The organism is Salinisphaera orenii subsp. halophila YIM 95161 (assembly GCF_003732545.1).
In the GTDB taxonomy this organism is placed as follows: domain Bacteria; phylum Pseudomonadota; class Gammaproteobacteria; order Nevskiales; family Salinisphaeraceae; genus Salinisphaera; species Salinisphaera orenii_A.
The window spans coordinates 1-12,394 of the sequence record NZ_AYKF01000119.1 but is presented as its reverse complement, the minus strand read 5'-3'; the positions used below and the strand labels follow the sequence as shown (position 1 = coordinate 12,394).

Here is a 12,394-nt window from a genome sequence, read left to right as displayed (position 1 = left end):
GCTGGGCGTCATGCGCCTGCGCGGCAGACGCATGCCGCTCAACCGGCGCCTCGTGCTCTGGTCGCTCGTCGCGGGGCTCGGGGTGGCCGGGAATTTCGCCTTCTATTTCATCAGCATCAGCGAAGGCAGCGTGGCGGTCGCGGCGACGCTGATGTACAGCGCGCCCATCTTCGTCTATCTGGTGTCGTTCATCAGCGGGGCGGAGCGGCCCACGCCGGTGAAACTGGCGGCAGTGGCGCTGGTCATGGCGGGGATCGTGCTGCTGACCGGCATCTACCGCGCCGAGGCGGGCGCGATCACCCTGCTCGGCCTCGTCAGCGGCCTGCTCGCGGGTCTGTCCTACGCGCTGTTCATCTTCGGCTTCAAGTACGCCGGGGCACATGGGCCGACGCCGAGCGTGCTGGCGATCGCCTTCGCGGCGGGCGCGCTGGTGCTGCTGCCCCTGACCGATCCGGGCCAGATCGTCGCCGTCACCGTGTCTCCCGACGTCGTCTGGTTTGTTCTGCTCGGGCTGCTCGGCGCGGGGCTGTCGTTCTACTGCTACATCACCGGGCTTCGCCACAGCCTGCCGACCGCCGCCTCGATCGTGGCGATGGTCGAACCGGTCACGGCGACGCTGTTCGGTCTGCTGGTCATGAACGACGGCCTGAGACCGGCCCAGGTGCTCGGCATGATATTGATCCTGGCCGCGGTCACCGGCCTGAGCGTCATGCAGAGCCGGGCTTCGCGAGAGACCGGCGCCTTATAGCGGATCGCGCGGGCGTCCCGCGGGACATCTCGCGGACGCGCGCCCGACGCCTGCATTCCGGCCGCGCTCGCCGCTGCGCCGCGCGGTCAGGCTGGCCAGCCGGCGCTGACGGACGCCGCGCGGCCCCTTTCGGGCATCGATCGCGAGGCGCGTTGGCCGAAGCCACCCAATGACGATGCGCCATGGTCCGGCGCATCGGCCCTGCGGTGGTTTTAGGCACCCGGCCCGCACCAGGAATGCCCGCCGCCCGTCTATCGACGATCATGCCGAGGCCGGACGCGTTCGGGCTCCAGTCGACATGGCGCGTCTGGCCGACCCCGTGCCGACCCGGCGCCGTGGCGAACGGCCGGGCGCGGGACGCGGCGCCCCGGGTGGTGTCAGTAGCGGCTCGACTCCGCCACGGCGGCATTGATGCGCTCGAGCGTCTCGACCACGGCCAGGGCACTGGCGCCGTCCGAGCGCGACGGCGTGCGCTCGCGAGCACAGTCCATGAAGTGCTGCAGTTCCAGCCGCAGCGGCTGGCCGTCGCCGCGATGGACGACCTCGCTGCCCTCGTCGTGGTTCTGCAGATCGGCGTCGATCCACTTGCGGTGCAGCGTCACGGTCTGGGCGACTTCGTCGTAGACCAGCATCCCGGCCGCGCCGCGGACGATGGTGCGGCGGGCGGTCTCGGGCCAGAGCCAGGAGGTGTGGATGTTGCCACGCACGTCGTTGGCGAATTCCAGATGCACGTGGACCTCGTCCTCCACCTCGAGCCCGAGCATGCGATGGCCGGTGCCGCGTACGCGTTCGGGCGCCTCGCCCACCAGATAGAGCATGATCGCCATGTCGTGCACGCCGATGTCCCAGATCACGTTCTCGGCGCTGCGTGCCCGCCCGAGGTTGAGCCGCTCGTGGCGGATGGAGAACAGTTCGCCGATCTCGCCGGCGGCGACGTAGTCCCGCATCCAGGCGATCGCGGGCTGATAGATGAGCAGATGCCCCACCATCAGGATCACGTTCCGATGCTCGGCGGCGTCGACCAGCTGGCGCGCCTCGGCGGAACTGTGCGTGAGCGGCTTCTCGACGAACACGTCCTTGCCGGCCTCGATCGCGGCCATGGCGATCTCGAAATGCGACGGCGTGGGCGTGGCGATCGCCACCGCCTCGCAGTCGGAGGCCAGCGCCGCGCGGTAATCCGCGAACAGCGCCGCCTGCGGGTAGCGTTCGCCGTACTCGTTGAGCCGTTCGGCGTTGCCGTCGACGATGCCACCGAGCGCGTCCAACTCGTCGAGATTGCGGATGATGTTCTTGCCCCAGGCACCGGCGCCGATCACCACGATTCGCATACGTCCGCCCATCCGTCACGCAACTGCAACGCGCGACAGTGTACGCGTTCGACCCGCCGTCGACACCGCGCGGCGGGGCGTGTGTTCCGTGTTTGCCCTGATAGCCAGGCCCGGCCGTGATCGTCACAGTGCCGACAGATTCGACGCAGGCCGCGGCCGAACCGCCGTGCCGAACGCTTTACACGATCAAGGAAGAAACCATGCAGACCGAAGAATTCATCAAACGCGTGGCCGCCGCCGACGAGATCGGCGACACCCAGACCGCCCGCACCGTGACCTACGCCACGATCGAGGCGTTGTGCATGCATCTGTCGCAGGAAGAGAACCGCCGCATGAGCTCGCAGCTGCCGGGCGATCTGTCCAAGGCGGCTCTGGCCGGCGGCCAGCAGGCCCCGGCCACGCGTGAATCGCACGTGGCGCTCGACACCTTCTACGAGCAGGTCGCCACCCGCGCCGGCATGACCGCCGCCGACGTCCAGGGCCCGGCCCTCGTCGTCGTGCACACGCTCGGCAAGGCGATCACCAACGGCGAGTTCGCCGACGTCACCTTCGACCTGCCGCCGGACCTCAACACGCTGCTGGCGAGCTAGGACGTCTCGGCACGGCCGGCGCGCGCCGCCGGTCGTGCCGCTTGAATGGCGCGTGCGCGCTGAGCCAGGCCACGACGCCGTGAGCCGAATGGCTTCGGGAGTCGCGGTCGTGGTCGCCCGTTGTTTTGTGACGCCACGAGATTCGAAAACGCAGCCGGCGGCCACGGTGCACGCAACGCGTTGTTCTACCGGCGCCCTGGCGGGTGCACTGCGCCGATATGCCTAGGCCGCCGCCGGGGAGGTCACCTCGGTCTCGACGCGGTCGACGACCCGACCGTCCGGCGCCCGCACGATGATCCGGTATCGCCCCGGTACGACGAAGGCCAGTGCGAGTGCCTCGCCACTCACTTCGAAGGCGTCCGGGTCGGGGCCCTCGACCACCACTCGGCTGCCCAGCGCCAGTCCGCGCAGATGAATGGCGGTCTGGCCGTCGGCGGGCACGGTTTCCAGCACGGGCGTGTACGGCCTGAAGAACGGATCGCGGGACATGGTGCGGCCTCCGCAGGTTTGGGGACGGATAGCCTGCGCCGGCCATGTTGCCGGCACGTGACCGCACCGACGCGATGCAAACGCCAATCCCTCCGGCCGCTCGCACAATGGCCAGAGAATCCGTGGCCCCACGAACATCATCGGGCGAGCCATGCCGGACGGGCCGCACCGCGGCGACGGACGGGTCGCGCTCGAACCACCGGCGCGTCCGTACGGCATGGCTTGGCGATCGACCATTCAAAGGCGCTCCTGCCGGGATTCGAGCTGCCGGCCAGGGTGCGAAACCTTCGCTGCGCCAACGATCGGCATGATTGAGCGCCACGAAACTTCGCATTGTTAAATTAAATCGAGAAAACGAGACCGTTTTAAGTTTTCTGTCATCTGAGCGGCGCTATAATCCGCATCGCTGAGCAGCCCCTCACGCCCGCGTCGGGGCTGCTTCTTGTTTCCCCGAGTACTGAGATTCGCCTACGGAACACATACCGGAGTTGCCGCACGCGGCGATTTCCGGTTTTAGTCGTTTCCGGAACGCCTGAGGAGGTTGAAAAAATGTTGGTGCATGTCCGTCAGGCGGGTCTGTCCGCCTGGATAACCCTGCTGGTCGCCGCATCCCTGGTACTGGGTGGCCTGGCCACCCTGTTCACGAACGACGCGTTTCATTGGCCGGCGGTCGTCGCCGGGCTGGTGATCGCGGGCATTCAGATCGGCGTGAGTCGCAACGCGATCGCGCAGAAGCGCGCCGGTATCCGCTCGGCTTGAGCCACCGAGCGGAACCGGGCGACCGGTCACGATAAGAGTACCCGTCACGACCCCGCCACGGCGGGGTCGTCTATCGTGCGTGAGCCGGCCACACCGACAGGCAGAATACGGCGGACCGCTCGGCAGCCTGCGCCGTCGCCACCGCCCTCCGCTTCCAGCGGCCGCGGCCGACCTGCGTGCCCGTCATTACGCCGGTCGGATCATCCATCGTGCGGGCCGAGCCGCCGCAGCGCACCCACGCGGCACGGCACGATGCGGGGCACGCCACACACGAGACAGCCCGGGGCCTGGCTGCTCGGCAACCGGACGGGCTATCGCCCGGGCCACACGCCGGCCCGACGCCGACCGAACGGCCGCTGCATGACCGGCGACAAGCCGGCGCGATACTCGGCACGCAATGGATCGCGCCGACGAACCCACGCCGGCCTTGCCCCTACCGGAATCGCGCGGCGCGGTCACATCGAGCCTGTGGGGGATCGGCCTCGCGCCGGGCTTCGCCGTCGGCGCTCCTTCAAGAGGCGATTCGCCCGCTGGAGGAGATATCGGCCATCCGCCGATGTCGCCGTGATCACGATACCCTCGCGACACTCGACTGCGGCCTCGCAGAGCCACGATCCGGAGGCCGCCCCGCACCCCGACCATGCGTACGCCGGCCACGGCGAGCGATCGCATGCTCCGATCGCCTCACACCGGCGGCGATCCGGCACTGATGGACTCGTACGGCGCGGCGTGACAGGGTCACGAGCAGCAGGCCGGGAGGACAACCGGATCATGGCCGCGGCGGCGACCAAGACGCCGTGAGGTGCCCCGTGCGAGGATCGGGCGTCAGCGGGCCCACATCGGCGAACCTCAGGCGACGCGCGTCGCGCGCCGCGCCGTCTCGCCTTCGAGCATCCGCCACGCCTGCCGGATGTGACCCAGTCGCCAGGTATCGCCGGTGCGCGACTGCGCGTCGAGCATCGGCGCCAGCGTGCCGTGGGCCCGTGCGGCCTCGCGAACGGCTGCGATTTCCGCGGCGCGCGCCGGCCGTTGCGGCAGCCGGGCCACGCCACAGGTGATCAGGCGCGCGACGAGGCCCATCACCATGAGTGCAAGCGGCGGCGCGAAACGTTCGACCAGCGCGCCATCGGCCGGTTCCGCCGGCCCCTGGCCGGCCACGACCATCAACGTCATGGTCGCCCACAGGGCCCCCGCCAGGAACAGGCCGAGTGCCGGCAGCGCGCGGCCGCTAACCAGCAGGGCCAGGGCGGGCGACGGGCGATAGTCGTCGAATACGAAAGGCGCGTGCGGGGCCGCCACCCGCCCCGCGTCACGCGCCAGCGGGGGCGAGTCGCCGGATTCGATACCGGGACTGTGCATTTGGGTACTCCTTGGCAATAAGGGCGGCGCGGCGCGACGGTCCGCGCGCGGGTGTTCGTGTTCAAAAGGCGATCGGTCGCGCCGGGCCCGACGGTGGGACGCCTAGCCCACCAGTCCGTGTCGGCGGCGACGCCGAGCGGTGTGCGATCGAGCCGGGTGCGTATCCGAGATCACTGCGGCCGGCGAGGGTGTCGACCGCTGCGCAACCGATCGGGGCGATCGGTTGTCTTATCGTGCCGGGAGTATGGGATGCATCCGCTGGGCGCACCATCCGTATTTGCGCCGATCACGACCCGCAATCCACCGCACGGCAATGGCTGCCAGCGGTGCGTCATCGGCGTGCGATTGCGCGGCGCATGCGACTGACATAGAGTTCGCGCCGGAGCGCAAGGAGACAGTCCATGCCGGATCTTCCGCGTCGCGCAGGGGCCTCGCATCGGCGGCGGCCCGACGACGAAGCGCCTTCGGCGTTCGATATCGCCTGCCGGGTGAACGAACGCACCAGCGCCCTCGTGATCGACGATCGCGACACCCCCGGTGCAGCGCTGGCCACGGCGGCCACCGCGGCCCTGGCGCTGTATGAACTGGATTCTCGATTCACGCACGCCTCGGCCCGCGCCGAAACGGCGCTGCTGGGTATCGATAATCCCTCCCAGTCGGCGGTGCGGGCCAACGCGCTCGCCGGCCTGATGCTGCTGGAACTGGCCACACCCGCCCCCGATATGCGCATCGTCGAGCAACACCTGCTGCGCACGCTGCACCTCGTCGAAGTCTACTGTGGCGGCCGCGAACGGCTCCATCGTGCGATCGACGACCTGCGGCTCGGCCGCCGCGCGCAGAACGACACCCGCGTCGGCCCGAAAGCCGATATCCGCACATCCCCTGATAAGTCGCGCGGCCGTGGCGGTGGCGCAACGCGCGCGACGCGCCGGATCTTGAACTTGTGTGCCGCCGAGGCGTCGCACAGGTGCCACCCGACGGCTGCCATCGCATGAGCCCATCCCCCCGACGCGCCACGCCCGCCCACGTCAACAATCAGGCGCATGTGGACCAATATGCAGCCGGTCGATACCGTTCGCCGTCGCAGCGGTTCGTGAACTGGCGCGAGCACCGCATCGCCCGCGAGCTGCTGGCGCACAGCGCCGATGCCGGCTCGACCCATGTGGTCGACATTCCCTGCGGCTACGGGCGTTTCTATCCGCTCTACAAGACCATGGGCTATCAGGTCACGTGTCTTGACCGCTCGGATGCCATGATCGAGTGGCTGCGCAGCAACCAGGCGCAGGAACAGGCCGACCGGGAGCGCGTCCAGCGCGCCGACATCCTCGACCGCCTGCCGGTCGACACCGATGTCGACCTCGCCGTGTCCATCCGCATGTTCCAGCACATCCCCAGCCGGGAGAGTCGGCGTCAGGCGCTGGCCGTGCTTGCCGAAGCCGGCAACGGCCCAGTCCTGATGACCTACTACGATCGCCGCTGCCTGCACTACTGGACCAAGCGCATGGTCCGACGCCTGCGCGGCAAGCGCGTGGGCATCAACATGCTGTCGGGGCGCACGATGGACAGCGATATCGAAAGCGCCGGCCTCAAGGTCGTTCGCCGCAAACGCCTGCTCTGGGGGCTGCACGCCCAGACCTGGGTACTGCTCGAATGGGCCAAGAAACCCGTGCGCGGCGTACAGATGGCCCTTGGCGGCCTGCTCGCCGAACGCCTGCTGCAGCCGGCGACGCAGCTTTTCGCAGCCATCTAGTCGGCGAACAGACGACAAGAAAGCGTGACGGTCCAGGCAGAGCCTGACCACTCAGGGCCGCGTTCTCGAAAGTTTTCCGCGCGACGCGATCGAGTTAAGTATCGAGTGCATCGTTCCGTGAAACGGCCGTCCCATGTCAGGATCATAGTCAACGACGAGGGCCCGTTCGCGCGGCAAGCGGTGTCGACCCGACTTCGGACGATGAATGCCACTGGTTCGCCGCCGCAATCCACAATTCGCATTCAACACTTATCAACGCCATGCACCAATGCTTTGGCGCAGGCAACGCTAAGAGGGCCGTAGCACCAACACGGGACATCGCCCATGCTGCACAGTGCGAAAGGCCGTTACGGCTGTGTCACCGCTCCCCATCTGTCGGCCGCACTCGCCGGGCGCGACGTGCTCGCTGCCGGCGGCAGCGCGATCGAGGCGATGGTCGCCAGCGCGGCCACGATCGCGGTGGTCTACCCGCACATGAACTCAATCGGCGGTGACGGCTTCTGGCTGATTCGCAAACCCGGCCAGGCGCCGATCGGCATCTCGGCCTGCGGGCGTGCGGCGGCACTGGCCACGCCGGACTGGTATGCAGGCCACGGACACCACGAACAGATCCCGGCTCGGGGCGCGCAGGCGGCGCTGACCGCACCCGCGACGATCGCCGGCTGGCAGGCGGCACTGAACAAACTAGAACGCGAGCCGATGGCTCTGGACACACTGCTGGCACCGGCGATCGCCCATGCCCGCGACGGCTTCGTGGCGACCGGCAATCAGGCCGCCTGTACGGCCGCCAAGGCCGACGAACTGCGCGACGTGCCGGGGTTCGCGGATAGCTTCCTGCCGGGCGGCAACGCCCCGCGCGAAGGCGATATCTTCTATCAGCACGCGCTGGCCGATACGCTCGAAACACTGGCCCGCGAAGGGCTGGACAGCTATTACACCGGCTCGCTGGCACAAACGCATGCCGCCTATCTGGAGGCGATGGGCTCGCCCCTGCGCGCGGCCGACCTGGCCCAATGCGCGGCCGACATCGCCGCCCCGCTGTCGACCAAACTCTCGGTGGGCACGATCTACAACATGCCGCCGCCGACCCAGGGCGTGTCGTCGTTGATGATCCTCGCCCTGTTCGACCGTCTGAAAGTGGCAGAGGCCGAAGGCTTCGATCATCTGCACGGCCTGATCGAGGCGACCAAGCAGGCGTTCATTCTGCGTAACGCCGAACTGGGCGACCCCGATCATATGAGCCGCCCGGCCGAGTCCTGGCTGGAAGCCGCACATCTCGATGAGTTGCACGCGGCGATCGACCCACGCAAGGCGCTCGACTGGCCGTACGAAGCCAAACGCGGCGACACCATCTGGATGGGCGCGACCGATCGCGACGGCACCATGGTGAGCTTCATTCAGAGCGTGTTCTGGGAGTTCGGCTCAGGGCTGGTGTGCCCGGACACCGGCGTGGCCTTTCAAAACCGCGGCGCCGGCTTTTCACTCGCGCCGGGCGCCAACCAGCTCGCGCCCGGCAAGCGCCCGTTCCATACCCTGAACCCGGCCATGGCCGAACTCGACGACGGCCGCGTGATGGCCTACGGCACCATGGGCGGCGAAGGCCAGCCGCAGACCCAGGCGGCGGTATTCTCGCGCTATGCGATGTACGGGCAGGGCCTGCAACGCGCGGTGACCGCGCCGCGCTGGCTGCTCGGCAAGACCTGGGGCGATGCCACCACCAGCCTCAAGCTGGAGAATCGTTTCGATCCGGCGTTGGTGGACGAACTCATCGCGACCGGCCACCAGGTGGAAATGATCGATGCATTCTCCGATCTGGCCGGCCACGCCGGCGCGGTCGTGCGTCATCCCAGCGGTTACTCCGAAGGCGCCAGCGACCCACGCGCCGACGGTGGGGCCGTCACGCTCTAGGCTGTCGAATTCGTCGCGTTGTATGGATCTGGCGGCCCAGTCGGCTGCGCAGGCGTCGAAGGTTCCACTACCGAATTCGCCGTTGTCCCAAGCGACCGCGCTTCTTTCAAGCAATCGCTAAGCGAACCCAGCGATCGGGCCGACCGTCTTTTTCGATAACCGCGGGCGAACGCCACGCTATTCCACCGTCACCGACTTGGCGAGATTGCGGGGCTGATCGACGTCGGTGCCCTTGGCGACGGCGACGTGATAGGCCAGCAGCTGCAACGGCACGGTGTAGGCGATGGGCGCGAGAATGTCGTCGACGTGGGGCATGTCGAGGACGGTGATGCCGGGCCCGGTGTTGAGCCCCGATTCGGCGTCGGCGAAGACATAGAGCTTGCCGCCGCGGGCGCGCACTTCCTGGAGGTTGGATTTGACCTTTTCCAGCCACTCGTTGTTCGGCGCGATCGCGATCACGGGCATGTTCTCGTCGACCAGGGCGAGCGGCCCATGCTTGAGCTCGCCGGCGGCATAGGCTTCGGCGTGGAGATAGGATATCTCCTTGAGCTTGAGCGCGCCCTCCATGGCGATGGGGTACATGGGCCCGCGGCCGAGAAAGAGCGCGTGCTGCTTGTCGACGAATTCCTCCGCCAGCTTGCGGATCGCCTCGTCCAGCTCGAGAACCGCGGCCAGCGCGGTGTCGACGCCGCGGATGTTGGCCGCCAGGGCGGCACGCTCATCCGGGCGGCGATCCAGCATGCCGGTGAGCAGCAGCAGACACAGCAGCTGGGTGGTGAAGGCCTTGGTCGAGGCCACGCCGATCTCCGGGCCGGCCCGCGTCATCATCACCAGATCCGATTCACGCGTGAGCGAGGTCTCGGGCTTGTTGCAGATGGCGAGCGTGGCGAGATAGCCGTCCTCGCGCGACTTGGCGTAGCGCAGTGCCGCCAGCGTGTCCGCGGTCTCGCCGGACTGCGACAGCGTCACGAACAGGCAGTTTTTCGGCACGACCGGGTCGCGGTAGCGGTATTCGCTGGCCAGTTCGACGTTGCACGGAATCCGCGACATGGCCTCGATCCAGTAGCGGGCCACGAGCCCCGCATGATGGCTGGTGCCGCAGGCGACGATATGGATGGCCTCGACCCGCCCGAAAATCTCCTCGGCCGTCGGGCCGATGCTCGAGGCGAGGATGTCGCGCGCGGTGACCCGCCCCTGCCAGGTCTCGGCAAGTGCGCGCGGCTGCTCGTGGATCTCCTTGAGCATGAAGTGGCGGTAGCCGCCCTTCTCGGTCGCCGAGATCGACAGTCCGGATTCCTTGACCGGCCGCTCGACCACGGCGCCGTTGCCGTCGCGAATGGTGTAGTCCTCCGGCGTCAGGGTGACGAGATCGCCCTCCTCCAGATAGACGAAATTACGGGTGACCGGCAGCAGGGCGGCCACGTCGGAGGCCACAAAGTGCTCGCCGATGCCCACGCCGAGCACCAGCGGCGAACCGCTGCGCGTGGCGACCAGCGTGTGCGGATCGTCGCGGCAGACCACGGCCAGCGCATAGGCGCCGTCCAGCTCCGAGACGGCCGCCCGCACCGCCGTGGACAGATCGCCCGATTCGGCGAGATGGCTGTCGACCAGATGCGCGACGACCTCGGTGTCGGTCTCGGAGGTAAAGGTGTAGCCGGCCGCGGCCAGACGCCGCTGCAGCGGCTCGAAGTTCTCGATGATGCCGTTGTGCACCACTGCGACGCGGTCCGAGGAGACGTGCGGATGGGCGTTGTCTTCCGAGACACCGCCGTGCGTCGCCCAGCGGGTGTGGGCCACGCCGAGAGTGCCGGGCCGCGGGCCGTCCTCGAGCTTGTCCGCCAGCGCCTGCACCTTGCCGACCGCGCGCACGCGATCGAGCACGCCCTCGTCGACCAGCGCCATGCCGGCCGAGTCGTAGCCGCGGTACTCGAGCCGCCGCAAACCCTCGAGCAGGATGGGTTCGACGTTGCGCTGGGCGCTGGCTCCGACTATTCCGCACATGCCTATGGGCCTCGTGAAAACGTTTCAGGTGGATCGGGCGGACGCGCCGCCGTCACTCGTGTTCGGGACTGTCCTTGGTCGGCCGCTGCCAGCCGGGCAGCGAGACCTGGCGCGCGCGCGACAGCGTGAGCTGCTGCGCCGGCGCGTCCTTGGTGATCGTCGACCCGGCGCCGATGGTCGCACCGGCGGCCACGGCCACCGGCGCGACCAGCTGGACGTCGGAGCCGATGAAGGCGTCGTCGCCGATGGTGGTCAGATGCTTGTGGGCGCCGTCGTAGTTGCAGGTGATCACGCCCGCACCGACATTCACGTTGGCGCCGATCTCGGCGTCGCCCACGTAGCTCAGATGGTTGACCTTGCTGCCCTGACCGAGCGTGATCTTCTTGGTCTCGACGAAGTTGCCGATCTTGGCACGGTCGGCCAGACGGGTGTCCGGGCGCAGCCGCGCGAAGGGGCCGATCTGGCAACGCGCGCCGATTTCGGCGTGTTCGATCACGGTATGCGACAGCACCTGCGTATGGTCGCCGATGGTGCAGTTGCGCAGCACGCAGTAGGGGCCGATGTGCACGTTGTCGCCGAGAACCACTTCGCCCTCGATCACCGCGTCGATGTCGATGCGGGTGTCACGCCCCGCATGGAGCGTACCGCGCAGGTCGAAGCGTTCCGGATCGCGCAGCGTGAGTCCCGCCGCCATCAGCGTGTCGGCCTGGCGCCGCTGGAGCATGCGCTCCGCGCAGGCCAGATCGCGCTTGTCGTTGATGCCCTGGGTCTCGGCCACACTGCCGGCCTGGCCGGCCACGACCGGTACGCCGTCGGCCGCGGCCATGGCGATGCAGTCCGTGAGGTAATACTCGCCCTGGGTGTTGTCGTTGGTCAGCCGCGACAGCCAGTCCCGCAGATGGCGCGCCTGCGCGCACATCAGCCCGGTGTTGACCTCGCGGATGTGGCGCTCGTCGGCGCTGGCGTCCTTGTCCTCGACGATGCCGACCACGCGGTTGTCGTCGTCGCGCTTGATCCGGCCATAGCCGGCGGGATCATCCAGCAGCACGGTCAGCAGGGCGAGGTTGTCGGTGCCCGCGGTCTCGACGAGATGCGAGAGCGTGCCCGGGCGGATCAGCGGCACGTCGCCGTAGAGCACCAGCACGCGGGCGTCGTCGGGCACGGCGTCGATCGCCTGCATGACCGCGTGCCCGGTCCCCAGCTGCTGCGCCTGGAAGTCCCAGTCCACGTCGAGATAGCCGAGCGCGGACTGGACCTGCTCGGCGCCGTGACCGTAGACCACGTGGATGCGCGCCGGGTCCAGCGCCTGGGCTGACTCCACCACATGCTTGAGCAGCGGCCGATCGCCCAGCGGCTGCAGCACCTTGGGCAGCGCCGAATTCATGCGTTTGCCCTTGCCGGCGGCAAGGACGACGATATGTAGACTCATGCGTCCTTCGACTCGTTTGATGCGGCGACTATA

11 protein-coding genes are annotated in these 12,394 nt (G+C 68.3%); 6 read left to right on the top strand and 5 right to left on the bottom strand.

All coding sequences use genetic code 11. The features are described from left to right. On the top strand, nucleotides 1-748 hold a 748-nt coding region (locus tag SAHL_RS14750; protein ID WP_123592184.1), incomplete at its 5' end, for an EamA family transporter. A 377-nt stretch (nucleotides 749-1,125) separates the two neighbouring features. Here the strand turns inward: SAHL_RS14750 and SAHL_RS14745 are convergent. Then, nucleotides 1,126-2,076 (bottom strand): Gfo/Idh/MocA family protein, encoded by a 951-nt coding sequence (locus SAHL_RS14745; protein WP_245965502.1) that lies wholly within the window; start codon nucleotides 2,074-2,076, stop codon nucleotides 1,126-1,128. 200 nt (nucleotides 2,077-2,276) lie between these two features. Here SAHL_RS14745 and SAHL_RS14740 point away from each other — a divergent pair, with 200 nt between their 5' ends. Continuing rightward, on the top strand, nucleotides 2,277-2,666 hold the full coding sequence (locus tag SAHL_RS14740) for a DUF2267 domain-containing protein (RefSeq protein ID WP_123592182.1): 390 nt from the start codon (nucleotides 2,277-2,279) through the stop codon (nucleotides 2,664-2,666). Between the two features lie 222 nt (nucleotides 2,667-2,888). Here the strand turns inward: SAHL_RS14740 and SAHL_RS14735 are convergent, their stop codons facing one another. After that, nucleotides 2,889-3,155: a hypothetical protein gene (locus tag SAHL_RS14735; protein WP_123592181.1), complete on the bottom strand. Its 267-nt coding sequence runs from the start codon at nucleotides 3,153-3,155 to the stop codon at nucleotides 2,889-2,891. A 549-nt stretch (nucleotides 3,156-3,704) separates the two neighbouring features. Between SAHL_RS14735 and SAHL_RS14730 the strand changes: the two genes are divergently transcribed. Further along, nucleotides 3,705-3,914 (top strand): hypothetical protein, encoded by a 210-nt coding sequence (locus SAHL_RS14730; protein ID WP_123592180.1) that lies wholly within the window; start codon nucleotides 3,705-3,707, stop codon nucleotides 3,912-3,914. Nucleotides 3,915-4,763: 849 nt separating this feature from the next. On the opposite strand, the gene SAHL_RS14725 is transcribed toward SAHL_RS14730, so the two are convergent. Beyond that, nucleotides 4,764-5,273, bottom strand: a complete 510-nt coding sequence (locus SAHL_RS14725; protein WP_123592179.1) for a hypothetical protein — start codon at nucleotides 5,271-5,273, stop codon at nucleotides 4,764-4,766. Nucleotides 5,274-5,674: 401 nt separating this feature from the next. On the opposite strand from SAHL_RS14725, the gene SAHL_RS14720 reads away from it, so the two are divergent. The 3 genes from SAHL_RS14720 (at nucleotide 5,675) to SAHL_RS14710 (ending at nucleotide 8,931) form a co-directional block, all read left to right on the top strand. Further along, nucleotides 5,675-6,268 (top strand): hypothetical protein, encoded by a 594-nt coding sequence (locus SAHL_RS14720; RefSeq protein ID WP_123592178.1) that lies wholly within the window; start codon nucleotides 5,675-5,677, stop codon nucleotides 6,266-6,268. After that, nucleotides 6,265-7,023: a class I SAM-dependent methyltransferase gene (locus SAHL_RS14715; protein ID WP_123592177.1), complete on the top strand. Its 759-nt coding sequence runs from the start codon at nucleotides 6,265-6,267 to the stop codon at nucleotides 7,021-7,023. The genes SAHL_RS14720 and SAHL_RS14715 overlap by 4 nt, the downstream gene beginning before the upstream one ends. 324 nt (nucleotides 7,024-7,347) lie before the next feature. Then, the gene (locus tag SAHL_RS14710; RefSeq protein WP_123592176.1) at nucleotides 7,348-8,931 is read left to right on the top strand and encodes a gamma-glutamyltransferase family protein; all 1,584 of its coding nucleotides are present in this window, start codon (nucleotides 7,348-7,350) and stop codon (nucleotides 8,929-8,931) included. A 177-nt stretch (nucleotides 8,932-9,108) separates the two neighbouring features. Here SAHL_RS14710 and glmS read toward each other — a convergent pair whose 3' ends face one another. Next, nucleotides 9,109-10,932 carry a glutamine--fructose-6-phosphate transaminase (isomerizing) gene (gene glmS / locus SAHL_RS14705; protein WP_123592175.1) on the bottom strand — a complete coding sequence of 608 codons (1,824 nt, stop codon included), beginning with the start codon at nucleotides 10,930-10,932 and terminating at the stop codon, nucleotides 9,109-9,111. Between the two features lie 52 nt (nucleotides 10,933-10,984). Next, nucleotides 10,985-12,361, bottom strand: coding sequence for a bifunctional UDP-N-acetylglucosamine diphosphorylase/glucosamine-1-phosphate N-acetyltransferase GlmU (gene glmU, locus SAHL_RS14700; protein ID WP_123592174.1), 1,377 nt, complete (start codon nucleotides 12,359-12,361; stop codon nucleotides 10,985-10,987). Nucleotides 12,362-12,394: the final 33 nt, after the last annotated feature.

Excerpts from the sequence above, each read along its gene's own strand:
- SAHL_RS14745 (WP_245965502.1), bottom strand. The coding sequence starts at position 2,076 with ATGCGAATCGTGGTGATCGGCGCCGGTGCCTGGGGCAAGAACATCATC.
- SAHL_RS14740 (WP_123592182.1), top strand. The coding sequence starts at position 2,277 with ATGCAGACCGAAGAATTCATCAAACGCGTGGCCGCCGCCGACGAGATC.
- SAHL_RS14735 (WP_123592181.1), bottom strand. The coding sequence starts at position 3,155 with ATGTCCCGCGATCCGTTCTTCAGGCCGTACACGCCCGTGCTGGAAACC.
- SAHL_RS14730 (WP_123592180.1), top strand. The coding sequence starts at position 3,705 with ATGTTGGTGCATGTCCGTCAGGCGGGTCTGTCCGCCTGGATAACCCTG.
- SAHL_RS14725 (WP_123592179.1), bottom strand. The coding sequence starts at position 5,273 with ATGCACAGTCCCGGTATCGAATCCGGCGACTCGCCCCCGCTGGCGCGT.
- SAHL_RS14720 (WP_123592178.1), top strand. The coding sequence starts at position 5,675 with ATGCCGGATCTTCCGCGTCGCGCAGGGGCCTCGCATCGGCGGCGGCCC.
- SAHL_RS14715 (WP_123592177.1), top strand. The coding sequence starts at position 6,265 with ATGAGCCCATCCCCCCGACGCGCCACGCCCGCCCACGTCAACAATCAG.
- SAHL_RS14710 (WP_123592176.1), top strand. The coding sequence starts at position 7,348 with ATGCTGCACAGTGCGAAAGGCCGTTACGGCTGTGTCACCGCTCCCCAT.
- glmS (WP_123592175.1), bottom strand. The coding sequence starts at position 10,932 with ATGTGCGGAATAGTCGGAGCCAGCGCCCAGCGCAACGTCGAACCCATC.
- glmU (WP_123592174.1), bottom strand. The coding sequence starts at position 12,361 with ATGAGTCTACATATCGTCGTCCTTGCCGCCGGCAAGGGCAAACGCATG.